Here is a 24037-nt window from a genome sequence, read left to right as displayed (position 1 = left end):
CCTTTTGCCAATGGTGGTGCGCCGCAATCCTCCAGGCCGCAAGTCTTCCGGCTCCAAGTCTCCAGGCGCAGCCTTTGCCGGGCAGGTAGCGTGGCGGGCGACGGCGGGGCACTCGGAGGAGGTGATGTGGACTGCATCCCGACGGCTGATGCTCCATCGTAATGCGTGGCAATGGGTTCGTCCGTCTGTCGCAAGCAAGTCCCGAACCGCGTGCTGGCAGCACACTCAGGGAGGTGGCGGGCATGAAAGTGGCGGGGAAGCCGGTGCGGCGTCGTGCGCATGGCAAGTGTGACGTGGCTTCGGCCGGAAAGGCTTGCCGACGCGCTGCCGGCGGTGTAATCGGCCCTGCCAGTTGCGGAGATTTGCCATGCACCGATCGATGCTTGTTGTCGCGTCCCTGTTCACCGCCGGGATGCTTGCCGCTTGCGATCACCCATCACCGAAGCTGACACAGCAGGACGTGGCGATCGCCAACGCGACCACCGCGGCGATGGCAGCTCCCGACGCGGCGGTTGCCCAGTCCCGCTACCGCACTTATCGCTGGATGACGCCGGAGGAGATGCTCCGCTACAAAGTGCCTTACGATCCGACCATGGCCGACGGCACGCGCTATACCATTCAGCAGGCGGTCGATACCAACCTTACGGGTAAGGGCTTTCAGCAGGGGCAGCCGGCCGACTTCGTCATCGCGCTGAGCGACGTCTATCTCGACAACAACCGTCAGGCCGCCGGATTCGGCGTCATGGGCGAAGAGTTCACCTTCTCTGTCGATTCACAAGGCGAGCAATCCGGCGCCTATCAGGATCAGGAGCAGATCAGACCGGCGGGCGATCGGCTGACTTTCCTTTTTCTTGACGCTCGGACACATCGCGTGTTGTGGGCCGGCCGTGGCAACGACGTCCTTGTGGGGGTTCAGCAGGTCAATCCTAACGACACTGCGGACGAATATCTCACTCCCCCGGTCCGCAGCAGAGCGGCGCCAACATCGACGCGGCGGTATACCAAGCGCTGGCGACGATGCCGGTCCCGCTGCCGTCACCCCAATGAGGACGCGTCCCGATAGGATCTCTTAGGCGGGACGCTTCGGCCGCAGCACGTGGTGGTGGTCGGCGGCGTAAAGGCGGCTGTCGGTGAAGCCCTCGGCCGCAAGCACCCGGCCGACCAGAATCAGGGCGGTGCGGGTCAATCCTTGCGCCTTCACCTGATCACGGATGTCGGCAAGGGTACCGCGGAGAAGGAGCTGATCCGGCCAGCCGACCCGGTAGGCAACGACCACCGGACAGTCGGCGCCATACAACGGCGATAACTCACGGACGACGTTGGCTAAGTTGGTCACCGACAGGTGGATGGCGAGTGTTGCGCCGCTGCGGCCGAGACTGGCGAGGTCTTCGCCCGTTGGCATGGCAGAGGAACGGGTAGCGGTGCGGGTCAGGATCACCGTCTGGCTGATGTCGGGAAGGGTAAGTTCGGACTTCAGCGCGGCGGCGGCGGCGGCAAAGGCGGGAACGCCCGGGGTGACGTCGTAGGCGATGCCGAGCGCATCGAGGCGGCGCATCTGCTCGCCGATCGCCCCATAAAGTGAGGGATCGCCGGAGTGGACGCGGGCGATGTCGTGACCGGCGGCATCGGCGATCAACATCTCCTCGATGATCTGGTCAAGATTGAGCGGTGCGGTATCGAGCACCCGGGCGTCGGCCGGGGCCTCGGCGACGATCTCCTTCGGCACCAGCGAGCCGGCATAGAGCACCACCTTGCAGCGACGGATCAGGTTGAGGCCGCGAACGGTGATCAGATCGGGCGCCCCGGGCCCGGCACCGATGAAGTGAACGCTCACGCCTCAGCCTCCTTGCGCGCTTGTTTCGTCGCGTACCCGCGCGGTGTGTAGACCCAGCGGCGGTCGCCACGATCGAGGATGCGCGTCTGACTCGAGCCGATGAGTACCAGCGTCAGCATATCCACCTGATCGGCGTCGAGCTGGCCTAGAGTGATCACCCGGATCGTCTCGCCGTCGCGGCCGAGGTTGCGGGCAAGCACCACCGGCGTTGCCGCTGGCCGGTGCTGCAGCAGGATGTCGCGCGCCGCCGGCAGTTGGCTGCGCCGCCGCTGCGAGACCGGATTGTAGAGGGCGACGACGAAATCGCCGACAGCCGCCGCCTGCAGCCGGCGCTCGATATCGGGCCACGGGGTGAGCAGGTCGGAGAGCGAAACGGTGCAGAAGTCGTGGCCGAGGGGNGCGCCGGCGCGGGCGGCGGCAGCGAACATCGCCGATAGTCCCGGGGCGACGGCGAGGCGGATGCGCCGCCAGTTGGCATCGTCCTCCCGTTCGATCAGCTCGAAGACGAGGCTGGCCAGCGCATAGACACCGGCATCACCGGAGCAGACGAGGACAACGCGGCGCCCCTCGGCGGCAAGATCGAGAGCGAGTCGCGCCCGCGCTTCTTCGGCCGTCATCGGTGGCGCGTGCAGTCGCTTGCCAGCGGTCAGCGGCTCGATCAGGTCGAGGTAAAGCTGATAGCCGACAACGTCGGTCGCCGCACTTACCGCCCGCGAGACTTCCGGCGTTCGCCAGTCGTCGGCCCCGGGGCCGATGCCGACGACGGTCAGTGTTCCCGGTACACGACCCTTGGCGCCGGGATCGATTGCGCCGGGGGCACGGGCGACGGCGCAGGTGGCGCGTTCGCTGCGCTGCTTGCTGACGACCAGGGTCGCTGCATCCCCGGCGATGGCCAGGGCCGCGGCTTCGGCGACACCGTGGCAGCCGACGGCACGGAAGACGATTTCCGAAGGCGAGGCGAGGCGCGGGGTTTCGGCTTCCAGTTCAGCGGCGGTAAAGAAGCGGACCGGCACGCCGAGGGAGGCCGCTGCCGCGTGCACCGCCGGCTCATCCATCTTGACGTCGATCGAGGCGAGGCAGGCGACGGCACCTTTGGCGAGTTCATGGGTGGCAAGCGTTTTCTCGACGAGCGCAATCACGTCCTCCGCCGCAGCGCCGCGTTCGCAGCCGATGCCGATGGCGAGCACCGGCGGGTGCAGCAGCAGGGTGTCTTCGTCGCCTGGATCGGTGCGATCGGTGATGCGGATGGCGCGTTTGCCGGCGCTGGTGAAGGGGATGGCTGTCTCGGTCAGCCAGCCGGCATCGCCGGCGTCGACCTCTAGGCGCACCGGTTCGCCCGCCAGCAGTGCCGCGGTGAGCGCTTTCGCCGCCTCGGGGTTGGCCACCGACCATCCGGCGGGCGGATCGTCGAGACCGATGCCGAGCCGGATGTCGCCGGCGGTGGTGATCGCTGCCTGACCGCCCAGTTCCGCGGCGATGGCACGGGCGAGGCGGTTGGCGCCGTGATGGCCGCCTAACAGCGGCACCGCCGTCTGCCCGTCTTCGGCGACGGCAATGACCGGTGGTTCCCGTCGCTTATCGGTCAGCTGAGGAGCGACGGCGCGGATGAGGATACCGGCAGCGCAGACGCCGACGATCGGCACCCCGGTTGCAAACAGTCCCTTGAGATGCGTTGTTGTCTGGCTGAAGGTAACGTCTGTTCCCTCGGTACGGCCGGTAAGGCCATGCACCTGGCTCTCGGGTAGAATCGCCTGCAGCCGTCGCGCCAGTACCGCACCAGTTGCCGACAGGGCGATGATCGCGGCACCCGGAGGGAGCTGGATGTCCGCCCTGTCCTCCTGCCGATGGCGGTTGGTCTTGACCAGAATGGTTGAAAAGTAGGGGGCGCCGTCACGGGTGAGATCGGTCAGCGGGACGATCTGCTGTTCGGCCATCGTCGCCCGCGCCACATAGCTGGCATCGGCTTCGAGACCGAGGCGCTGCAGCACCCGGCGCACCTTCGGCAGGTGGCGCCCGACCTTCATGATGGCAACGGCATCGGCGGTGCGCAGCCTTGCTTCCAGTTCCGCCTCGCTGAGCGGCGCCGGCAGGACGGTGAAGATGTCGTTGCGGCTGCACAGCGGCCGGCCGGCGGCGGCGGCAACCGCGCCCAGCGACGACACGCCCGGTACGACGACCGCCGGATGCGTCGGTGCCAGGCGCTCGTAGAGGTACATGAACGAGCCGTAGAGGAAGGGATCGCCCTCGCACAGCACGGCGACGTCGCGACCGGCGGCCAGGTGCTCGGTGAGAATCACCGCGTAACGGTCGTAAACCTCCTGGGCCGGAAAGCGCTCGATCGCCATTGGCGTGACGATGGCGATCTCGATGCGACCCTCGGGGACGTTGACGGCGGCGATCCGGCGCACCAGGCTCTCGCCACCTTCCGGGGCTGGATAGGCGATGACCGGAACGTGGGCGAGGATTTCCCTCGCTTTGACGGTGATCAGCTCGGGATCGCCCGGGCCAATGCCGAGGCCATAGAGAGTCCCACGGGAGGGAGGGATAGTCATGGCTTTAGCGTCGTCAACTGGGTGACCTCCATGGCGGGGCGAAAGGCGGTGAGCCGGCCGACCGGTGCGGCGCGGGAGACGGCAAGGCGTAGCAGATCGCCCCCGTGCTGGTGGTAGAAATCGAACAGGCGGGCGATGCCTTCGAGGGTAACGGCATGCGCCACCAGCCGCCCGCCGGCGGGCAGCGCCGCCCATGCCGTCTCGATGAGCTGCGGCTGCGACAGGCCACCGCCAAGAAAGACGCTGTCCGGCTGTGGCAGGTCGGCGAGTGCTGCCGGCGCGTCACCGTGGACGATGTGGAGCTGCGGTGCGCCGAGTTGCATGGCGTTGCGAGCGATCGCCTGGCAGCGGTCGGCTGCGGCCTCGATGGCAAAGGCTGTGGCTTCTCGGCCGTCGGCAAGGCGGTGACAGGGCAGGGCGCGCAGCCACTCGATGGCGATCGAGCCGGCACCGGCGCCCACATCCCACAGCACTTGCCCCGGCAGCGGCGCCAGGGCGGCGATCGCCGCGGCGCGCAGTTCGCGCTTGGTCATCTTGCCGTCGTGGGTGAAAACGTCATCGGGCAGGCCGGGGACCAGCGGCAGCAACTGCGGCTGCGGACCGGCAAAGCAGTGGATGCCCAGGACATTGAGATCGGCGATCGGTTGTGAATCCCAGGTCTCGGCGGTGGCCTCGATCCGCCGTTCCTTCGGCCCGCCCAAGTGTTCGAGGGCGATGATCCGGCTCGGCCCGAAGCCGCGGCGGGTGAGCAGATCGGCGACCGCCGCCGGCGTCTGGCCATCTCGACTCAGCAGCAGCAGGCGGCCGCCCGGATAGAGGGAGCGGTTGAGCAGCGGCAACGGCCGGCTGTGCGCGCTCAGCGTCGCGATGTCGGCAAGCGACCAGCCAAGACGGGCGGCAGCGAGGCTGAAGGCGCCGGGATGCGGCAGGATGGTCATCTCGTCGGCAGCGAAGCGCCGCGCGAGGTTGGCGCCGGCACCGAACCACATCGGATCGCCGGTGGTCAGGACGACGACGTGTTGACCGCGACGGGCGGCGATCGCCTCGACGACGCTGCCGACGCCGGCCTTCCAGGTGATCCTCTCGGCGGTTGTCGTTGCCACCATCGCCTGATGGCGGTCGCCGCCGACGAGGACGTCGGCGGTGGTGATCAGGGTGCGCGCGGCTGCACAGAGACCATCGAGGCCGTCGTCACCGATGCCGATCACCGTCAGCCAGGGCGTCATGAGGACAGCCTGCCAGTCAGAGCATTGACCGCGGCGGCGGCGATGGCACTGCCACCGCGCCGGCCGCGCAGGGCGACGAAGGGGATGCCGGCGTCGTGTGCGATCAATGCCTCCTTCGATTCGGCGGCGCCGACGAAACCCACCGGGAAGCCCAGGATCAGCGCCGGCCGTGGGCCGCCGGCATCGATGATCTCAAGAAGATGAAAGAGCGCCGTCGGCGCATTGCCAACGACGACGATGGCACCATCGAGCATCGGCCGCCACAACTCCACCGCCGCCGCCGAGCGGGTGTTGCCGATCGCCCGCGCTGTTTCGGCTACCTCCGGCTCGGCGAGGGTACAGATCACCCGGGTGGTGGCCGGCAACTGGCGGCGGATGATGCCGGCGGCGACCATCGCCGTATCGACGAGGATCGGCGCGCCGGCGGCGAGCGCCGCATGGCCGGCGGCTACCGCCTCGTGGCTGGCGACGAGGCGGGAAGCGATGGCAGGATCGCCGGCGGCATGAATAACGCGGATCGCCAGCGGCTGCAGCGCGGCGGGAATCGAAGCGAGGTCGGCCTCGGCGCGGATGGTGGCGAAGGACGCCGCATAGATCGACTCGGGCTCGCGGATGTAGTCGTAGCGGGAAGGGTTGGCGGATGTCGTGGTGACGGGGCCCATGGCGCCGAGAATCCAGCCTTCGTCGGTTTCGATGCGGGCACGGGCTTCGGCGTTGAGGCCGGCGGGACCGCCGAACATCGTCGCCAGTTCACCGGCGGTATCCAGCGAAGCGAAATGTTTCGCCAGGGCGGCCACCTGACGCGCGTCCTTGATTTCGTCTGTCGGCTCACCCAGCGGCAGCATGGAGGGATAGACTTCGGCGAACAGCACTCGCCAGTCGTCGCTGCCGGGACGTTCCAGTGCCCTGAGGCCGGTCTCGAACGGCCAGATGCGGGCGCCGCCGGCGAGCCAGGGGTGGCGGCGCAACCGCTGCAGATGGGCGATGCCGAGGAGGGTCTGGCTGCCGACACTGCCGGCGCCGTAAAGCTGCCACACCGATTTCGGGCCGCGTAGCGCCCGATCGGTCAAACGGAATTCCGCCAGCGTGTCGGCGCCGTAGCTGCGTGGCTTTTTCACCGCGATCGCCGGATCGGTAACGCCGCGGGGACAGCTCCAGAAGGGAAACGCCCCGCCGGAAACCTCGCGATTGAAAGCCGCAGCAACCGCGAAGCGATTGTTACCGTTCTCTTCGGTATCTTCGATGCGCTGGTCGATGGCCTGCCACAGCTGCTGCCAGCCGGCGCCGTCGCCGCAGATCCGGTTCGCGAATCCGGCCGGGTAGCCAAAAGCAAAGTCGCAGCCGACCAGCGTCACCCGGTCGCGGGCGACGAGATCGCTCAACACGTCGGCGAGGAAGGCGCTCGCGGCGTGACGCGTCGACGGGTTGATCTGGCGTTCGTGGATCACGCCCGCATCGTCGCGCTCCAGGAGGTGCACCCAGATGCTGTCGGCGCCGGTGCGCGGCAGCGACGCCGCACTCCAGTCGACGATCAGGTAGGCGTCAAATAGGGGAGGCATCGGCGGGACGTCGGGCGGGCGTTATCCGCCATTCTTATTGTCGTGGTCATGGCCGTGGTCGTGATGATGATGGCCGTGACCATGATGATGGTGGTGATGATCGTGACTGTGACCGTGATGAGGGTCATGCCCATGGTCATGGTCGTGATCATGGTCGGCGTCGGTGCCGATGCCGCGGACGTGGTAATGGTGGCCGACCTGCGGCGCGCCCTTCGCGGCCTCGAATCCGAGGATCTGCTCCCGATACTTGCACATCAGGCAGTTCATCAGGTTGGCGCCGTTGAGCGTTTCGTCGACGCGATCGACGAAGGCATCGATGACCAGCGGGTGATCGTTGAGGTATTCGGCCTTGATGATCTCGACCTCGGGATGCGCCGCCTGGGCCGCATCGGCGTGGCCGTAGATGCGGTCGACGAGGATGCCGGTGAAGAGAAAATACGGAAAGACGATGATCCGCCGGTAGCCCAGCTTCACCGCGTGCGCCAGGCCGGTGTCGACCAGCGGGTAGGCGACGCCGGAGTAGCAGACCTCCGCCCAGCCCNNGAAGCCCATCCCCTCCCACAGCATGCGGGCGACCTTGGAGACGTTGGAATTGGCGTCGGAGTCGTTGGTGCCGCGGCCGACCACCATCAGCAGCGTGTCCTTGCGGTCCACCTGCGTCTCCGCGGCGGCCTCCGCCGCGGCGATACGGGCGGCGGCAGCGCGCAGGAGTTTGGAATCGATGGCCAGCTCGCGGCCGAAGCGCACATCGATCGTCGGGTTTTCGGCGGCGAAGGTATTGATCTCAGACGGCAGGTCGTTTTTGACGTGGCCGGCGGCGAACAGCATGCCCGGCAGGCAGACGATCTTGTCGACGCCGCGCGCCTTGAGCGCTTCCAGCCCGTCACGGATGACGGGCCGAGCGAATTCGAGGAAGCCGCTCTCGACATCGTAGTCGGGCAGGCGCTTGCGCAGATGGCGGGCCAGCGCGTTGAACTCTTCGACCGCGGCGACCGAGCGGCTGCCATGGCCACAGATCATCAGTCCGGTTGCGTGTTCGGTGGTTTGTTGGTTGGTCATGGCGCCTGGTCCCTTGCCTCTGAGCGTCCCTGATCGCTGGCCGCCTGCTGCGGCCTCCGGCTGGTCATCGCCTCCGGCCGGATGGTTCTCGTTCGAGCGGCGATCATAGGGAGGCGGGCAGGCGCTGTCAGCATGGGATGCGTCGGCGGGGGCATGGTTTGAGAACTCGGGATTCTTCACCAAGGGCGACTATAGAGCACTGCCGGCTGCGGACCCAGGCGACGTTTGCTTCCCTTTCGATTGCGCCCCTCCTTACATTTGCGTGCGAGAGTCATTTACAGAAACGACGAAAGACAATCGCAAACACCCCTGTCTCTGGACGTGGCTCTGAATAGGCTTGACGCGTATTCCGACGAATGCATTCACATGCTAAGTTCGTTATTCAAGCCAGCGCTACCCATTCGGAGCCTTGAATGTCAGCCGTCGCAATCGTCGCCGGAAACTCAGATTATAGTCAACTTACAGCTCTGCCGTGCTGCCGCACAGACGTGGAAGCTGTCTACGCTCTAATAGAGACTACGAGCCGGTTTGACGCCATACATTCCCTCATCGATCTGACGGCAGATAATTTGAAGCGCCGTCTACGCGAAATACTTGTAGNNAACGAGGATATGACGAGATTTTTTTACTATTCTGGGCATGGATATAACGACGACGTAGGGCAGTTCTATTTCTGCGCTCACGACTTTAATAGCTCGCGACCAAATGAAACAGGTCTGTCACACAATGCTCTTATAGCACTCTTGAGAAATGCGTCGCCTGAGTTGGCAGTCATAGTGATTGACGCCTGCGGCTCCGGTACCTCGATGATTAAAGCTGACCGCCTCCGCATCCCCGATGAGAAGGGGGGCCTCAAGAACCTCGTGCAGATCGCATCATGTCTCGACTCGCAAACCTCGCTAGGAGGCGACCCTCTAAGTGAATTCACTGAAGTATTTTGCAGGTCTGCGGCACGAAAAACAGAAGGGCAAGTCTACTACACTGACATTATAGAAATTATACGAGACGAGTATATTACAAATCAGGAGAGAACGCCTCACTTTGTCTTTCAGTCCCACGGGCGCCAAGTTTTCATCGAAGATGCCGTACAGCTGTCCACGTTCCGGGATCGCTTCGCAGCGAGATGGACAACAAGACCTGTTACATGCACGCCCCCAACCTCGGAGGCTGACATTTTGCCACCTACGGCGCCGCAGAGTTTGACGACCCTCCTCGCCGAGACGGATGCAAAGCTCGGCAGGCCCGAAGACGTGTCCAGGTTCGTGGACACGCTTTTTGACGGTCTAAAGCAACAACTGGATACTGGAGAGCTTAGCGAGTTGTTTGAGTTTGCCATAGTCGAGCACACGGACTTTGCGGAGCAAACGACGCGCGGCTTCATCATTCGGATGCTAAATCAGGAAAAGCGCCATGATGATTTTGTTACGGCGCGCAAGAACGTGACGCCGCATCCTTTTGGTGCCTTTACTATGGCACTTTGCGGCGATCCAGAAAATTTTCCTCAGAATTGGGATCTCACCCTAAACATGCGAATGGATCGGGTGCAGATGAAAGTCACATTCACGCCAAAATTCTCGTCACTTCAGCAGATCATATTAGTGGTTACCTGCGCTCCAAGTCTAGAGCATTGTTACGTATTCGAGCTTGCGACACGACATCCCAAGACCGACTGGAGCACGTTCGCCGCAGAAGGGACCGAGATCACTCGGCGCTGGTATAAGAGAGGGTGGCGGGACGACGTCGGCGACCTAGTCCACGCGATCGCTGAAAGGCTGAAAGAGACAGTTCAACAGCACCTCGCAGCCGTAGCCGATCGGTTGACGAAATAAATAAGTAGTATTTCGCAGGCTGCACACTAAATGGCCCGCGTAGCCTGGATAACTTCCTACGGCGGGTTCGAAGCGAAGCGCAACCCGCCGCATGCTGTTGGTCGCGCCGGCGCATCCGGCATATCACGCTGCGCATTCAATTCGAGGCGGCTCAAGTGATTCCAGGGCGGGCTTCAGTTCTGGGAGGCGGCGGACGATGGTTTCCCAGATGATCGGCAGGTTCACGCCGAAGTAGGCGTGCGCAACGACGTTGCGAAGCGCGCGCATCTTTGCCCACGGNATCTCCGGGTTAGCCTTGGCGACGTGCTCGGGCACGTGACGCGCCGCTTCGCCGATCACCTCGAAGTTGCGCAGGACGGCATCGACCGTTCGCTCGTCGGCCTGGAATTCGGCGAGGGACATATCGACGGTGTAGCGTTCGATTTTGTCTATGGCGACGGTAAGATCGTGGATGCGCAGACGCCAGTCCCGCTCAGGCATATACCGCCTCGGCGAGGATNNGCGTGTGCGAAGTGGACCGGACAACGCGTCCGGCGTGACCAGATCGACAGGACGGCCAAGCAACCCTTGCAGATGATCCTGCAAGTCGATGAAGTCGAACAGGTCGGGGTTCACGTCGGGGCGATAGTGCACGAGGACATCGACGTCGCTATCGATGCGGGCGTCGCTGCGCGCGCACGAGCCGAACACCGCCACGGAACCGATGCCAAATGCATCCAGCGCCGCCTTGTCGGCACGCAACCGCTCGAGGATTTCATCCTTGATCGTCATCGCTGCTACCACCGTTCGCGCGCCCCGCATCGCTACGGCAGGTAATATAGCGGACGCCGCGGCGAGAGGCGAAGAGATGGTGGGACATGGGACGCCACGTCGGATCACGGTGGCACCATGGGACGCTGCACCAGCCTCAGCACGACGAACCTGCCGGCACCGTTGACGGACGGCGCCCGGCAACGGAAACTCCTTTGCATGTTCACCCTCGGCACCGATCTGATGAGCGCGCCCGCGGTGCAGCCGCTGGTGCTGCTGCTCGCTGCGCTGGCGCTCGATGCGCTGTTCGGCGAAGCGCGCGGACCGTTCGCCCGAATGTCGCACCCGGTGCGGCTGATCGGCAGCGGCGTCGCCTACCTCAATCGCAAACTCAATCGCGATGATCGCTCGGCGACGGATCGCCGCTTGCGCGGCGTGCTGACAGTCATTCTCATCCTGGCGCCGGCGTTCGTAGTCGGCTGGATCCTCACCTGGTTCGGGCGGGCGGTGCCCTTCGGCTGGATCTTTGAGCTGGGACTTACCACGGCGATGATCGCGCAGCGCAGTCTCGACCGGCATGTCCATCGCGTTGCCGTCGGGCTCGAAGAGAGTCTCGATGCCGGACGCGACGCTGTCGCCCACATCGTCGGCCGCGACGTCACTCGCCTCGACCGCCACGGCGTTGCCCGTGCTGCTATCGAGTCCTGCGCCGAGAATTTTTCCGATGGCATCGTCGCTCCAGTGTTCTGGTGTGCGCTGTTCGGGCTGCCGGGGCTCCTGGTCTACAAGGCGGTCAATACCATGGACAGCATGATCGGCTATCGCACCNCCCGGTATCTAGCCTTCGGTATGGCAGCAGCCCGCCTCGACGATCTGCTCAACTTCATCCCGGCGCGACTATCCGGGCTGATGATCGTCATCGGCGCCGCCTTCGTTCCGGCGGCAAAGCCGATGGCAGCGCTGAAGACCATGCGACGGGACGCACGGAAGCATCGGTCGCCGAATGCCGGCTGGCCGGAAGCGGCGATGGCGGGTGCGCTCGGGCTGGCGCTGGCTGGCCCCAGGCGGTATCCCATGCTCACCGTTGATGATCCGTGGATCGGTGACGGCAGCAGCGAGGCCGATGCCGCGGACATTTACCGGGCGTTGGCAATCTTCCGTGCTGCCTGCGGCATCAACGCGCTCGTGGTCCTTGTGGTTCTCCTCGTCCACCTCGTCATTGCCTGAAAGAGGGCGCCATGGCTGAATTCACCTTGGTGATCGGTAACAAGAACTACTCGTCCTGGTCACTCAGGCCGTGGCTGGCGATGCGGATGGCCGGCATCGATTTCGCTGAAATCGTCATTCCGCTGCGCCAGCCGGAGACCAAGGCAGCGATCCTTGCCCATTCCGCCGCAGGGCAGGTGCCGATTCTCAAGCATGGTGAGCGGACCATCTGGGAATCGATCGCCATTCTCGAATACCTGGCCGAGCTGTTTCCGGCGACGAAGCTGTGGCCCGACGACGCGGGCGCGCGGGCGCATGCACGCTCGGTGGTCGCTGAAATGCACGCCGGTTTTCGCGAGCTGCGGATGAACATGCCGATGAACATCCGTGCCTCGAAGCCGGGCCAGGGCATGACCCCGGAGGTCGCGAAGGACATCGCCCGGATCACCCGCATCTGGGCGGATTGCCGCAGCGCCTACGCCTCGGCGGGGCCCTTCCTCTTCGGGCGGTTTAGCAACGCCGACGCCATGTGGGCGCCGGTGGTCACCCGCTTTGCCACCTATGGCGTTGCGCTCCCGGCGCCGGCGGCCGATTACAGCCGGACCATCCTCGATCTGCCACCGATGCAGGATTGGGCGGCGGCAGCCAGATCAGAGCCTTTTGCCGTCGCCGAGAATGACTAAGCCGGCTTGGTGCAGCCATACGCGGTTGAGACAGGCACGGATCGCCGCCACCACATCAGCGCGCGAACGAAGGCGGTTGCCGTTGAGTGCGCCGCTCGTCGCCAAGGCATCCTTGACCTCAAGCGCCCATGGACGGCGCAGACAGGCACGCACGAGCAGGTCATCGTCGCTGAGCACCTCGTCCACCGGTCCGGCGCGCTCGATTCCGGCGGCGGTGAAGACGGCAGCGTCGTCGGCCCACTCCAGTGCCAGATCGGTGTCGTGTGTGGCGATGACGATGGTGGTGCCGCGTTGGTGCAGGGCATCGAGAAGGGCGACCAGCCGGGCGCTGCCGTCGCCATCCAGTCCTGCCGTCGGCTCGTCCAGAACCAGGATATCCGGGCGCATGGCGATCACCCCGGCGATGGCGACCCGCTTTTTCTGCCCCAGGCTCAGCATGTGGGTGGGGCGATCGGCAAGTGTTTCGATATGCAAGGCGGCGAGGGAGGTGTCGATCCGCTCCCGTGTTGCCGCCGCTGTCAGCCCGAGGTTGAGCGGGCCGAAGGAGACATCTTCGAATACCGTCGCCGCAAACAGCTGATCGTTGGGGTCTTGCAGCACCAGACCGACCCGTTGTCGCCAGCGTCGCAGGCTGCCACGGTCGTAGCCCATCACCACGTCATCAAGGCGGATCTCGCCCCGCTGCGGGCGGAGCAGACCGTTGAGATGGAGAAGAAATGTGGTTTTACCGGCACCGTTGGCGCCAAGCAGCGCCACCTTGCGCCCCGGCCGGATGGCCAGTGAGACGTTGTCGAGGGCGGCAATGCCACCCGGATAGCTGTAACCGATGCCGATGGCGCTTAGCATTGTCTGCTCACCCAGCCACCGCGCCGAGCCAGGCCACCGCGGCGAGGAGCAGGGCGGTTTTCCCCAGCGCCGGGTAGGACAGCGGCGGCTGCAGGTACAGCACCGGCAGATCGCCCTCGTAGCCGCGGGCGGCGAGGCCGCATTCCAGGCGCCGCGCCTGGGCGAGCGCATTCTGCAGCAGCACCGCCGCCAACTGGCCGAGTGAGCGGCAGCTGCTGCGGAAGCCGTCGTAGCCGAGGCGGGACGCCTGTGCCTGGGCGCCGGTTGCCGCGCACGCGGCGAGGGCAAAGGTCATCCGATAGGTCAACAACATGATCTCGAGAAACACTTTTGGCACGCCGAACTGGCGTAGTACCCCNAGCAGATCCACCAGCGGCGTGGTCACCGCCAGCAGCGTCAGGCATGCGGTTGCCGCCAACGCCCGCAAGGTGACGTCGAGCGCCATCCATGCTCCTGTCGTCGACCAGCTTACGGCAAAGCCATGCGCGGGATCGATCGACAGTGCCAGCATCGGCGCGCTGGCCAGCATGAAGCCGAGCGGAATGGCGAGGAGTCGCGCGAAGGTGCCGGCGGCAATCCCGGCACCAAGCGTCGCGGCGGTGAAGGCGACGAGGATGACGCAGGGTGCGGTCACCCGCGGCGGTAGGCTCATTGCTAGCAGCATCAGGCCGCCGGCGAGCAGGAGCTTCTCCGCCGCGTGGCGGGTTCGCCAGCGGTTGGTGTAGGCGATGCGATCAATCAGNCCACATGGCGATGACTCAAGAGTCGGTCCGCGCACCCACGTTCCGCTGNNTCGGCTCCGCCGCTCGCCTTGCTTGCGTCCGAAGTAGTAGCAGACCACGCCGGTACCGAGTGCTGCCTGCAGCGCAAACAGCAGGCTTTCGATTTCAGCCGAAGGCGGCTCCCAGAAGGGCTGGAACCAGGGCTGGTAGTGCGGAGCGATGGTGGTAATGAGGCCTTGCGCCTGCCCGTCGCTGCCGGTGAAGGGTTCCTGCAGTCCTGCCGGCAGGGGCATGACCAGTGGCAGCAGGACGATAAAGACGATCGCGGCCAGCAGGATCCAAGTGGAGCGGGTCATGGCCGTGATCCGGCGNCGCAGAATGGCGAGCTGATCCAGGTCGTCGGCGGCAACGCGGGAGAGGGCATTGAAGACGACGACGGTCACCAGCCCTTCGACGATGGCGAGCGGCACCTGGGTAATCGCGAAGACGCTGAGGAACTTCAGCGCCGCGCCGGTAATCCCGCTCTGCGGATCGGGAAACGCCAGGGCGAGCTGCAGCGCGGTGGTGCAATAGGTGGCGAGGTCGCTCAGCGCCGCGGCGAGAAAGATGGCGACGGCAGAGCTGCTGCCGAGGCCACGCGCCGCCCGCCAAGCGGCGTAGCCGACGAAGGGGCCGACCACCCCCATGGAAAAGACGTTGGCTCCCAACGTCGTCAGCCCGCCATGGGCGAGCAGCAGTGCCTGAAACAGGAGGACGATGGTTGCCATGGCGCTCATCGCCGTCGGGCCGAAGAGGACGGCGCCGAGGCCGGTCCCGGTGGGGTGCGAACAGCTGCCGGTGACCGACGGCAGCTTGAGTGCCGAAAGCACGAAGGCGAAGGCACCGCAGGCAGCGAGCAGGAGGCGAGTCTGCGGCTGAGCGCGGACGGTGCGGTTGATGCGATAAACACCATAGGCGACGAAGGGTGCGGAGGCTGCCGTCCACGCGATCGCGTGATCTGGCGGCAAGTAGCCTTCCATGATGTGCATGGGCGAATATGTCTCCCCTGATCCGCATGCTGGTCGGTTGCCGTCGGCTGGCACGGCGCTGTTGCCAAGCGCGCGGTGGTGCAGCCGGGGGCAGGTTTGGCCAGGACACGCGAATGCCCTGACTTCGGGTCACGCCACCGGCGTGACGGCAGCGGTCACGGGATTGTTGTCGGCTCGGGTTCGAGACCCATGGCATCCTCTCCTTCCAGCACCCGCCGTGCATGGTCGTTGACGGACCGCCGGCAAAACGCGGATCGGGCCGGCGGCAGTTTTCGACGGGCAGGTCTCCTGGCTCGCGGGTCGTTGCCGGTTCCCACCTTCCCGGGGCAGGTGTGCCCCAGTGGTCTTCGGGTCGGCTACCGCTGACAGTTGCGGGGGCAGCCACGGATCAGGCCCCTCTTGGGTCGTCCCTCCCGTGTTCCCTTTTCATCCGGTCGGCTTGGCCAACCGGAAACCCATCGTCGGCGAATGTTGGCGGAATAGCCAGCCGCTGACAAGCGCCATGTGGGTGCTGGCGGCAGCCTGACCGTGGCAACGCCGGTTGCTACTCGGACGTTGATAAGCTGCTGCCTTCCGTGCGATTCTGCGGCTTCCCGGGCGAGAGGGTGGATATCAATGCTGAAGCCAGTGTTGCTCTTGCTGCATCGGATCGGGCTCCTTCTTGTCATGCTTGCCGTGCCTTGGCAGGCGTTTGCCAGCGTTGGCGGGCAGGTCCGCCCCGTGGATCCCGCGGACGTCAGGACAATAACAGCAGATCGCGCGTTGACTCCGGCCGATTGTATCGGCCACCCGACGACGCCGCTCTGTGCCGTGGCAACTGCCGCCGCCTGCGACGTCTGGAGTGATATGCGGCTGTGCCGGGTCGTGGGCTATCAGCCGGTGTATCCGCTTTCCAGCCAGGAGGACTACTGGCGTCTTTACGTCTTTCATTACAAGGAAATGGCCGAGCACGTTCTCGGCCGGGGGATATCCCCGCCTGGGCAAGCAACCTTGGCGAAGCCAGCTGGCATCAAGGTGATCTTGCCGCCGACGTCTGGTTCCAGGTGTGCCGGCCGGAAAACGATTGCCTGATCGCCACTGACCGTGATCCGCGCGGCGCGAATGTCAAAGGCTGCGCCGCCGACCGCTGCGAATGGGAGGTCGGTCCACGCACCTACATCCTCCGCCCGGGAAAGGGCGGCTGGCGGGTTGTCTACGTCTATATTCCGCAGTGGCACCAGCGTGACGACCCGTGGAAGCCGAGCTGGCAGCAGTCACTGTCGACTGAGTGAGCCGGCGCCGGGAAGCCGTCGCAACAACAGGGCGGTGCCGAGGCCCCACGCCGCATTAACCAGGAGCGATGTGAGCATCTCAGCGCCGTACCAGCCGCCGCCGAGGCCATAGCCATGCAGAGGCGCCGAGACGAACCAGGTGCCGAGGCTGGGGACGATGGCACCCAGCAGCAGGGCACTGCCGAAATCGCCACGGCAGCGACCCAGCCGGTGCTGCGCCACCGCCAAAGCACTTCCCCACAGACCGCCCCAGAACGCCAGCGACAGGATGTCCGGCAGCCCGAGCGGCGGGACGAGAACGAAGCGAAATGCCGTCCGATTGGTCAGTCCAAGACCATGCAGGACCGCGAGAACCGGTTGATGAAACACCAGTGTCGAGACGAATCCGGCGGCAAAGCCGGCTGCCGCCCATGCGGCGAGGCGGCGTACAGACTCCTCACGTTGGGTTCCCGACTGAACCATCGGCCACCACGATGCATAAGCAACCGCTTCGAAGACCATTCGTCGGCGGATCACGACCCGGTCGTTCGAGGTTAACTACCTGAAAGTCTTAGGAATACACTCGACCGCGCGCCAATCTGTCGTCATTTGTCGTCTTGTGTCGTCATACGGTTCCCACCGTCGCCGCAAGCGAAAACGCGCATCACCGCACAAACCATGAACATAGACGATAAAGGCGGCTGCATCAAGGTGCGAAAGATGCGGCGCACGGTCTTGCGCGTGGCATAGTGTCCTTTGGCGAAGGATGAGGGAAGCGAGGGCGTGGGGGAGATGGGCGGCAGGATCTTCATCAGCTACCGCCGCGGCGAAGACACCGCGTCGGCTGGGCGGCTGTTCGACCGGTTGAACCGGACGTTCCGCAGGCAGCTGTTCATGGACGTGGACAGTATTCCGCCCGGGGAGGATTTCGTGGCGATCCTGGAGGCGGAGGTCGCCGCCTGCGACGTCTTGCTGGCGCTGATTGGTCGCGGCTGGCTCGCCGCCATCGACGAAACCGGTCAGCGGAGGCTCGACAACCCCGCCGATTTCGTTCGCATCGAGGTCGGCGCCGGACTGGCGCAGGGCAAGCGGGTCATTCCGGTGCTTATCGACACGGTGGCGATGCCGCGCAACGACGAGCTGCCGGAGGATCTCAAGCCGCTCGCCCGGCGGAACGCCGTGCGGATTAGCCACGAGCGGTTCGAGGCCGACGCGCAGCGGCTGATCAAGGCGCTGCGGCCGATCCTTGCCGCGGCGAAAACCACTGGCATTGGTGCGGCGGCGGTGCCTTCACCCCGGCCCTCTCCCGCAAGCANNGGCGGGGGGGGCGACCTTCTCCCTGCGGGAGATGTCGGCGCGGATGCGGCGGGTGAGGGCACGCAGACGGTTCAGCACAGCGGTGCTGACCTTTACGCCGTCCTGACCGCGCCACAGCCCGAGTTCTCTCACCCTCCAGCGGACGCGGGTCCCTCCCTCTCCCGTCAGCGGGAGAGGGCCGGGGTGAGGGCTCCGACGTCGCAACCGAAGAACGGCGTCCATATCGGCGGCGATTGGCGCGAGTTGCCCGATTTCGCGGTGTTCAAGGATGTGGACACTCCCTGGTGTCCGGAGATGGTGGTGCTCCCGGCCGGCTCGTTCCTGATGGGCTCGCTGCCCGGCGAGCAGGCGCGATTCGAGGACGAGGGTCCACAACACCGGGTGACGATCAGCCGGCGGTTCGCCATCGGCCGCTTCGCGGTGACGTTCGCTGAATACGACCACTTTTGCGAGGTCACGAAGCGAAGGATGCCAGACGATAAGGGCTGGGGCCGTGGCCGACTGCCGGTGATCAACGTCAGCTGGGAGGATGCACAAGCCTATGTTGAGTGGCTGACGGGAGCGACGGCGCATGCCTACCGGCTGCCGAGTGAGGCGGAATGGGAATACGCCTGCCGGGCGGGGACGGCGACACCATTCAGCTTCGGCGAGACGATCACGCCGGAGCAAGTCAACTACGATGGCAACCATCCCTACGGCAACGCCAAGACGGGGCGGTATCGGCAACAGACCGTCCCGGTGGGCAGCCTTTTGGCCAATCCCTGGGGCTTGCATGAGATGCACGGCAACATCTGGGAATGGTGCCATGATGGGATGCGAGCCTACAGCGGCGAGGCCGTCGCCGATCCGCNNTGGGGCCGATTGAATCTGGCACNNCCCCGCGTCATTCGCGGCGGCTCCTGGTTCGACGACGCCAGGAGGGTCCGGTCCGCCTACCGCCTCGCGTACCACCCGGGCGACGACGACTTCTCCCTGGGCTTTCGCCTGTCCCTGAGGTCCAATGATACAGGTCAAGCCGGCGGGCCGGAGGCCCTCTGAGCGAGGCGCGGTCAAAGCCGGCCGCGGGACGCGGCGGGCGTGACCGCGGCGGCGGTTGCTACGTGCCGGGGCCCCCGTTCACGCCTTGGCGAGTTCCGGTGCCTTCTGGGCTTCGGCCGCGGCGATGATTTCGGTGACGGCCTTGAACGCGTCGCTCAAGCGGAGGATGCCGACGATGCGCTCGCCGCGGGTCACCAGCAGCGACAGCAGCCTGCCGTGCACCAGCTGGTGGGCAGCGAGATCGAGGGCGGCATCTTCGCTGATGAACTCCTGCTTGGCGTGTTCCTGCAGCAGTTCCCGGACCTTGATCGCCCGCGCCTTTTCGGCGAGGCCGGCGAAGGACGCATGGGTCCAGAGGAAGTAATCGTCGATCATCACCAGGGGTTCGATCGGGTGGCCGTAGCGCGGTTCAATGCCGCGCAGGACATCCCACAGCGACAGCTTGCCCAGCACCCGGCCATCTGCCTCCATCACGATGATGGCGCGATCGCGAGGCCGCGAGGGGTCTTTCGCCGGACTGAGCAGAACTTTTTCCAGCGCCTTGATCGCGTCGTGCAGTGACGCGGTGGCGGGGATGCGAGGATACTCTTCAAGCGGGACCATCAGGTCTTTGACGTGCTGCATGCGAGCCTCCCGAAACCGGCGGCGCGTCTCACCGCAACCGCGGCGGCGGGCCTTTCTTCCGCATTCAGTATGCGCCTGTCGCTACGTCTCGCGCCAGACGATAACCAAGAGAATGGCTCGGATTTCACCTTGGGGTGCCGCTCAGCCGCACGTGATCAGCTGCGGCCCCGGTCATGTGTGGCCCTGGTCAGGGGTGAACCGCGAGATGCGCCGGAGTTCGACGGATGAGAGTAACCGGCGCCAGCAGGCCGACGGCGATGGCCAGCAGCACCAAGCCGGCATTCAGGCCGGCAACGGCGGTTTCCACCAGCTGCGCCGGTGTGGCCGCGGCGCCGGCGGCCACAGTTGGATGGTGCCACTGGCGGCGCGCAGGATGAGTGCCCCCGGAATCAGCGGCACCACCGCGCCAAAGGCAATCGCCGCAAACGGCGCGTGGTAGCGTTGGCGTAGCAGCGCGGTCAGCACGCCGACAACGGTAGACGCGAGCAGGGTCGACCAGGTGAGATGCAGCTGCAGATCGGCGCCGAGATCACGCGCAGCGTGGCCGGCAACACCGCATAGCACGCAGGCCGGCAACAGGCGAAACGGCACGTTGAAGTAGTTGCCGAAGCCGGCGGAGGCCAGCGCCGCCAGCGCCAGGCCGGCGGCGAGGCGTTCCAGCGCCTCGATGGTCGCTTCCAGGGTGACCTCGCGCCGCGTCAATCGCCTGATGGTGTCATGCACATGGGTGATCATGCGCATGTTGATCTTCAGTTCGGGCGTGAACCGGCTGACCCTGCCCTCGAAATGGTCACCGCAGCGCAGAAAGATCGTCAGGTCGCGATAGCCGGCAGTGACGCGGATCTCCCGCCCCAGTTTGGCAGCCAGATTGTAAAGGGTGTGTTCCACCCGCGGTGTTGCCTCGCTGTACACGATCAACAATCGGCCGGCGAGCAGGAACAGGTGGATTTCCTGCTCATCGATATCGGCGGCGGCTGCCGTAGTGAGCCAGGGCGCCGGCTCTTCTTCTTGTGTGGTCACGCGGCGGCGGCGGTAGAGAGCTGCAGCGGCCGGCCGACGATCTCCTGGTAGAGGCGCTCGACGTCCGCCCGGTGGGCGAGTTCGCTGCCGGCGGTCAGCACCGTCGCCGTCCCGGTGGCGAGCCCGAGACTGAAGGCATCGGCGATCGGCCGGCCCTGGGAGAGGCCGAAAGTCATGCCGGCGACGAAGCTGTCGCCCGCACCGACGGCGCTCTTGACCTCGACCTGCGGCGCCGACAGGCGTAGGCAGCCGTCGCGGGTGGCCAACAGTGCGCCGTCGGCGCCGAGGCTCACCGCCACCGCCTCGGCCTTGCGATCGAGCACGAACTGGCGGGCGAGAGCGTCCTGTTCCTCCGGCGTCTCCGCGGCGCGCCCGGAGAAGGTTTCCAATTCCAGCAGGTTCGGCTTGAAGAGGAAGACCCCCACTTCGAGCGCCGCCGCCAGGGCGTCGCCGGAGGTATCGAGAATGACGCGGGTGCCGCGACTTTTCGCCTTCTCGGCGACCCGGGCGTAGAAATCGATGGGCACACCCACCGGCAGGCTGCCGGTGGCGACGATGTAGCTGGCTTCGAATTCGAACAGGGCATCGAAGCAGGCCTGCCATTCGCCGTCGCTGAGCGATGGACCAACCGGCGTCGGCCGGTATTCCTCGCCGGTGTCGGTTTCGAAGATGGTGGCGCTGATGCGGGTGTTTTCGTTGATGATGACGATCCGGGTGAGCAGACCGCACTTATCCAGCATCTCGCGCAGAAATTGCCCAGTGGGACCGCCGGCAGTGAACACGGCGATGCTGTGCGAGCCCAGTTCCTTGATCACCCGTGAGACATTGATGCCGCCGCCGCCGGGAAAGATCAGCGGCTCGGACGCGCGCAGCTTCTTCACCGACTCCATCTTTGCCACGTCGTAGTGCAGATCGACGCTCGAGTTCATCGTCAGGGTGATGATCGGGTCCATGCTCGCTGCTCCTGTCACTTCTGCCACAGCACCTCGTCCTACCATAACGGCCACGGGTGACACTAACGTGAAAGCGGCGCCGTTCTCGGAGTGGGGAGCAGCGCGGCGGGCAAGTCTGGTGTTGGCGTCGACGCTGGCGTGTGCGGAGAACGGCGGATGTTTGAGAGCTTCGAAACCCTCGACCTTGCTACTTCGGCAACCACAATCCATGCCCGCGTCGGCGGCTCCGGCCCACCGCTGCTGCTGTTGCATGGCTATCCGCAGACGCACGTGATCTGGCACAAGATCGCGCCGCGGCTGACGGAGCGGTTCACCGTCGTCGCCACCGACCTGCGCGGCTATGGCGACAGTGGCAAGCCACCTTCGGGGCCCGACCATGCCGCCTACAGCAAGCGGGCGATGGCGGCGGACCAGGTGGAGGCGATGGCGTTGCTGGGCCATCGTCGCTTCGCGGTCATCGGTCACGATCGCGGTGCCCGGGTTGGCCACCGGATGGCGCTCGACCGTCCGGACGCGGTGACGCGACTGGCGCTGCTCGATATCGTGCCGACCCGTACCGTTTTCGCCAGCGTCAACCAGGCGGTTGCCACCGGCTATTACCACTGGTTCTTTCTGATCCAGCCGAACGGGCTGCCGGAGGCGATGATCGGCCACGATCCCGCGCATTACCTCAGGGAAAAGCTGACGCGGTGGTGCGGTGCCGGCGAGGGAGCGATCACCGATGCCGCTTTTGCCGAGTACCTGCGCTGCTTCAACGACCCGGCGGCGATCCATGCGTCGTGCGAGGATTACCGCGCCGCCGCCAGCATCGATCTCGTTCACGACGAAGCCGACCTCGGCCACAGGATCGAATGCCCGCTCCTCGTGCTCTGGGGTGAGGTGGGGCTGGTGGGTCGAAACTATGACGTCCTGGCGGTGTGGCGGGAACGGGCGCTGGACGTGCACGGGCGGAGCCTGCCGTGTGGCCACTACCTCGCCGAGGAATGCCCGGATGCGACGCTGGCAGCACTGCAGGCATTTCTCGGTTGAGACCGGGGCTGCGCCGATGGCGTGACGGGCAAAAACAGGCACCTGCACAAGGCCGGCACGATAGGGGCAGTGTCTCAGCTTGAGCCCGGGCAGTTATTGGCTGGAACCGCGATATCCCATGTGTGGACGGCTCTCCGTTGGCAAGGATTTTCGTGCGAGATCTGCGGCGTTGGTCGGTGCGACCATGTGTTCGGCCTTGTGATGCGGCGCGTACATGGCCGCAGGCCCTGATGCCTTCTTCGCGGGGACGAGTCCCAACCAAGAGCCCGCACTCGAAAGACGTGCGCTGGGATAAATGGGTTTTCCCGCCCCGACGGTGTCGACCGTTGTCCGCATCACCTGCCTGATTGCCCTTGCCAATCTCCTTGTCCTGCTCGGTGGATCGCGTCTTTACTTCCAAGATCAGGCCGTGGCCGCCTTCGGCTCGCGGTAGGATTCACCNGAGGTCATGATCGCCCAGGCCATCCGCGCCGTTTTGTTGGCGAGCGCCACCGCCGCGACCCGGGTGGCCCGCCGGCCCATCAGCCCGATCAGCCAGGCCCGCTTGCTGCCGTATCGCTGGGCTTGGCGGATGACGGCCAGCGCGCCGACAACCAGCAACTGCCGCAGATAGCGGTTGCCCTGCTTGCTGATGCTCCCCAGTCGCTCCTTGCCGCCGCTCGAGTTCTGCTTCGGAACGAGGCCGATCCAGGCGGCGAGGTTGCGGCCGGACTTGAACGTGGCCGGATCGGCAATGCTGGCGACCAGGGCACTGGCGAGCAGCGGACCGACGCCGGGGATTGCCATCAGCCGGCGGGCGACCTCGCTGGTGCGGATCGTTTCACGGATGGCACGGTCGTTCTCTTGGATCTGCACACTCAGAAGCTGCAGCTGTTCGGCTAGCATTGCGAGGCAACAGCGCATGGCCGCCGGCAGCCGTGCGTCGGTCTCGTCGGCGATGATCGCGAGCAGGCTCGCCAGCCCCTTGCGGCCGACCGGTGCGACGATGCCCAGCTCGGCGAGGTGCGCGCGGATGGCGTTGCCGACCTGGGTGCGCTGGCGGGTCAGCATCAGCCGGACGCGATGCAGCATCATCACGCTCTGCTGCTCGACCGTCTTCACCGGAACGAAGCGCATGGTTGGCCGCCCGACCGCCTCGCAGATCGCTTCGGCGTCGGCGGCGTCGTTCTTCTGCCGCTTGACGTAGGGTTTGACGTAGGCCGGCGGCATCAGCCGGACGTCGTGGCCAAGGGTGAGGAGTTCACGTGCCCAGTGGTGTGCCGTGGCGCACGCCTCAATGCCGACGCGGCATGCCGGCTGTTTGCGGAAAAATGGCAAGACGCGGGCGCGGGTCAGGCGCTGGCGGAGGACGACCTGTCCATCGGCGTCGACGCCATGGACCTGAAATACGGACTTGGCAATGTCGAGACCAATCGTCGTAACCTCTCCCACGGGCGGCTCTCCTTTTCAGCGTGGTTACCTCAGCAATAACCACTCTATGGCACTCCGATGCCGGGTGGAGAGCCGTCCACA

General features: G+C 65.5%; 21 protein-coding genes, 1 pseudogene and 1 riboswitch. Of the genes and pseudogenes, 8 read left to right on the top strand and 14 right to left on the bottom strand.

The window, feature by feature from the left end; translation table 11 throughout:
* The first annotated feature begins 367 nt into the window (after positions 1-367).
* On the top strand, positions 368-1063 hold the full coding sequence (locus tag HQ394_RS04385) for a DUF4136 domain-containing protein (RefSeq protein ID WP_190262203.1): 696 nt from the start codon (positions 368-370) through the stop codon (positions 1061-1063).
* 6 nt (positions 1064-1069) lie between these two features.
* Here HQ394_RS04385 and cobM read toward each other — a convergent pair whose 3' ends face one another.
* The 5 genes from cobM to HQ394_RS04360 form a co-directional block, all read right to left on the bottom strand.
* Positions 1070-1834 carry a precorrin-4 C(11)-methyltransferase gene (gene cobM / locus HQ394_RS04380; RefSeq protein ID WP_190262201.1) on the bottom strand — a complete coding sequence of 255 codons (765 nt, stop codon included), beginning with the start codon at positions 1832-1834 and terminating at the stop codon, positions 1070-1072.
* A complete protein-coding gene (gene cobJ / locus HQ394_RS04375; RefSeq protein ID WP_223291843.1) occupies positions 1831-4386 on the bottom strand; it encodes a precorrin-3B C(17)-methyltransferase in 2556 nt (851 codons plus the stop codon). The genes cobM and cobJ overlap by 4 nt, the downstream gene beginning before the upstream one ends.
* Positions 4383-5612, bottom strand: coding sequence for a precorrin-6y C5,15-methyltransferase (decarboxylating) subunit CbiE (gene cbiE / locus HQ394_RS04370; protein WP_190262199.1), 1230 nt, complete (start codon positions 5610-5612; stop codon positions 4383-4385). The genes cobJ and cbiE overlap by 4 nt, the downstream gene beginning before the upstream one ends.
* The gene (locus HQ394_RS21440) at positions 5609-7171 is read right to left on the bottom strand and encodes a precorrin-8X methylmutase (protein ID WP_190262197.1); all 1563 of its coding nucleotides are present in this window, start codon (positions 7169-7171) and stop codon (positions 5609-5611) included. Before HQ394_RS21440 ends, cbiE begins: the two co-directional genes overlap by 4 nt.
* A 21-nt stretch (positions 7172-7192) precedes the next feature.
* Positions 7193-8191 (bottom strand): sirohydrochlorin chelatase, encoded by a 999-nt coding sequence (locus HQ394_RS04360; protein WP_456151533.1) that lies wholly within the window; start codon positions 8189-8191, stop codon positions 7193-7195.
* A gap of 452 nt (positions 8192-8643) precedes the next feature.
* On the opposite strand from HQ394_RS04360, the pseudogene HQ394_RS21015 reads away from it, so the two are divergent.
* Positions 8644-9210: pseudogene (locus tag HQ394_RS21015) on the top strand (caspase family protein); the annotation flags it as partial.
* A gap of 219 nt (positions 9211-9429) precedes the next feature.
* Positions 9430-10059, top strand: coding sequence for a hypothetical protein (locus tag HQ394_RS19510; RefSeq protein WP_223292151.1), 630 nt, complete (start codon positions 9430-9432; stop codon positions 10057-10059).
* A 123-nt stretch (positions 10060-10182) separates the two neighbouring features.
* Here HQ394_RS19510 and HQ394_RS04350 read toward each other — a convergent pair whose 3' ends face one another.
* Positions 10183-10830 carry a HepT-like ribonuclease domain-containing protein gene (locus HQ394_RS04350; protein ID WP_223291842.1) on the bottom strand — a complete coding sequence of 216 codons (648 nt, stop codon included), beginning with the start codon at positions 10828-10830 and terminating at the stop codon, positions 10183-10185.
* Between the two features lie 117 nt (positions 10831-10947).
* On the opposite strand from HQ394_RS04350, the gene cbiB reads away from it, so the two are divergent.
* Together cbiB and HQ394_RS04340 are read left to right on the top strand one after the other, a co-directional pair.
* Positions 10948-12036, top strand: a complete 1089-nt coding sequence (cbiB, locus tag HQ394_RS04345) for an adenosylcobinamide-phosphate synthase CbiB (protein WP_317628991.1) — start codon at positions 10948-10950, stop codon at positions 12034-12036.
* A gap of 11 nt (positions 12037-12047) precedes the next feature.
* A complete protein-coding gene (locus HQ394_RS04340; RefSeq protein ID WP_190262191.1) occupies positions 12048-12698 on the top strand; it encodes a glutathione S-transferase family protein in 651 nt (216 codons plus the stop codon).
* Here the strand turns inward: HQ394_RS04340 and HQ394_RS04335 are convergent.
* Together HQ394_RS04335 and HQ394_RS04330 are read right to left on the bottom strand one after the other, a co-directional pair.
* Positions 12666-13544 carry an energy-coupling factor ABC transporter ATP-binding protein gene (locus HQ394_RS04335; RefSeq protein ID WP_190262190.1) on the bottom strand — a complete coding sequence of 293 codons (879 nt, stop codon included), beginning with the start codon at positions 13542-13544 and terminating at the stop codon, positions 12666-12668. The two genes, HQ394_RS04340 and HQ394_RS04335, sit on opposite strands and share 33 nt — an antisense overlap.
* Positions 13545-13551: 7 nt before the next feature.
* On the bottom strand, positions 13552-15285 hold the full coding sequence (locus tag HQ394_RS04330) for an energy-coupling factor ABC transporter permease (RefSeq protein WP_456151532.1): 1734 nt from the start codon (positions 15283-15285) through the stop codon (positions 13552-13554).
* 270 nt (positions 15286-15555) lie between these two features.
* A riboswitch (cobalamin riboswitch) is annotated at positions 15556-15768 on the bottom strand.
* Between the two features lie 288 nt (positions 15769-16056).
* On the opposite strand from HQ394_RS04330, the gene HQ394_RS04325 reads away from it, so the two are divergent.
* Positions 16057-16365: a hypothetical protein gene (locus tag HQ394_RS04325; protein ID WP_190262187.1), complete on the top strand. Its 309-nt coding sequence runs from the start codon at positions 16057-16059 to the stop codon at positions 16363-16365.
* A 182-nt stretch (positions 16366-16547) separates the two neighbouring features.
* Here the strand turns inward: HQ394_RS04325 and HQ394_RS04315 are convergent, their stop codons facing one another.
* Both HQ394_RS04315 and HQ394_RS04310 read right to left on the bottom strand, forming a co-directional pair.
* Positions 16548-17081, bottom strand: a complete 534-nt coding sequence (locus HQ394_RS04315) for a hypothetical protein (protein ID WP_223291841.1) — start codon at positions 17079-17081, stop codon at positions 16548-16550.
* A 68-nt stretch (positions 17082-17149) separates the two neighbouring features.
* A complete protein-coding gene (locus tag HQ394_RS04310) occupies positions 17150-17356 on the bottom strand; it encodes a hypothetical protein (protein ID WP_190262184.1) in 207 nt (68 codons plus the stop codon).
* Here HQ394_RS04310 and HQ394_RS04305 point away from each other — a divergent pair.
* Entirely contained in the window at positions 17337-18899 is a 1563-nt protein-coding gene (locus tag HQ394_RS04305) for an SUMF1/EgtB/PvdO family nonheme iron enzyme (RefSeq protein WP_190262182.1), read from the top strand. The two genes, HQ394_RS04310 and HQ394_RS04305, sit on opposite strands and share 20 nt — an antisense overlap.
* Positions 18900-18977: 78 nt before the next feature.
* Here HQ394_RS04305 and HQ394_RS04300 read toward each other — a convergent pair whose 3' ends face one another.
* From HQ394_RS04300 to HQ394_RS04290, 3 genes are all read right to left on the bottom strand, one after another.
* A complete protein-coding gene (locus HQ394_RS04300; RefSeq protein ID WP_190262176.1) occupies positions 18978-19523 on the bottom strand; it encodes a CBS domain-containing protein in 546 nt (181 codons plus the stop codon).
* Positions 19524-19805: 282 nt separating this feature from the next.
* The gene (locus HQ394_RS04295) at positions 19806-20543 is read right to left on the bottom strand and encodes a threonine/serine exporter family protein (RefSeq protein ID WP_190262174.1); all 738 of its coding nucleotides are present in this window, start codon (positions 20541-20543) and stop codon (positions 19806-19808) included.
* Complete coding sequence (locus HQ394_RS04290; protein WP_190262172.1) at positions 20540-21496, bottom strand: 1-phosphofructokinase family hexose kinase; 957 nt, start codon at positions 21494-21496, stop codon at positions 20540-20542. The genes HQ394_RS04295 and HQ394_RS04290 overlap by 4 nt, the downstream gene beginning before the upstream one ends.
* A gap of 156 nt (positions 21497-21652) precedes the next feature.
* On the opposite strand from HQ394_RS04290, the gene HQ394_RS04285 reads away from it, so the two are divergent.
* The gene (locus HQ394_RS04285; protein WP_190262171.1) at positions 21653-22525 is read left to right on the top strand and encodes an alpha/beta fold hydrolase; all 873 of its coding nucleotides are present in this window, start codon (positions 21653-21655) and stop codon (positions 22523-22525) included.
* Between the two features lie 402 nt (positions 22526-22927).
* On the opposite strand, the gene HQ394_RS04280 is transcribed toward HQ394_RS04285, so the two are convergent.
* The gene (locus tag HQ394_RS04280) at positions 22928-23956 is read right to left on the bottom strand and encodes an IS110 family RNA-guided transposase (protein ID WP_190262170.1); all 1029 of its coding nucleotides are present in this window, start codon (positions 23954-23956) and stop codon (positions 22928-22930) included.
* Positions 23957-24037 lie beyond the last annotated feature (81 nt).

Origin of the sequence: Defluviicoccus vanus, assembly GCF_014672695.1 — a bacterium.
Lineage (GTDB): Bacteria > Pseudomonadota > Alphaproteobacteria > Rhodospirillales > Defluviicoccaceae > Defluviicoccus > Defluviicoccus vanus.
This window is presented reverse-complemented; position numbering and strand designations above follow the sequence as displayed.

Coding starts and splice junctions, on each gene's coding strand:
- HQ394_RS04340 (WP_190262191.1), top strand. CDS start 12,048: ATGGCTGAATTCACCTTGGTGATCGGTAACAAGAACTACTCGTCCTGG.
- HQ394_RS21440 (WP_190262197.1), bottom strand. CDS start 7,171: ATGCCTCCCCTATTTGACGCCTACCTGATCGTCGACTGGAGTGCGGCG.
- HQ394_RS04335 (WP_190262190.1), bottom strand. CDS start 13,544: ATGCTAAGCGCCATCGGCATCGGTTACAGCTATCCGGGTGGCATTGCC.
- HQ394_RS04285 (WP_190262171.1), top strand. CDS start 21,653: ATGTTTGAGAGCTTCGAAACCCTCGACCTTGCTACTTCGGCAACCACA.
- HQ394_RS04290 (WP_190262172.1), bottom strand. CDS start 21,496: ATGGACCCGATCATCACCCTGACGATGAACTCGAGCGTCGATCTGCAC.
- HQ394_RS04300 (WP_190262176.1), bottom strand. CDS start 19,523: ATGCAGCACGTCAAAGACCTGATGGTCCCGCTTGAAGAGTATCCTCGC.
- cbiE (WP_190262199.1), bottom strand. CDS start 5,612: ATGACGCCCTGGCTGACGGTGATCGGCATCGGTGACGACGGCCTCGAT.
- HQ394_RS04385 (WP_190262203.1), top strand. CDS start 368: ATGCACCGATCGATGCTTGTTGTCGCGTCCCTGTTCACCGCCGGGATG.
- HQ394_RS04310 (WP_190262184.1), bottom strand. CDS start 17,356: ATGAAGATCCTGCCGCCCATCTCCCCCACGCCCTCGCTTCCCTCATCC.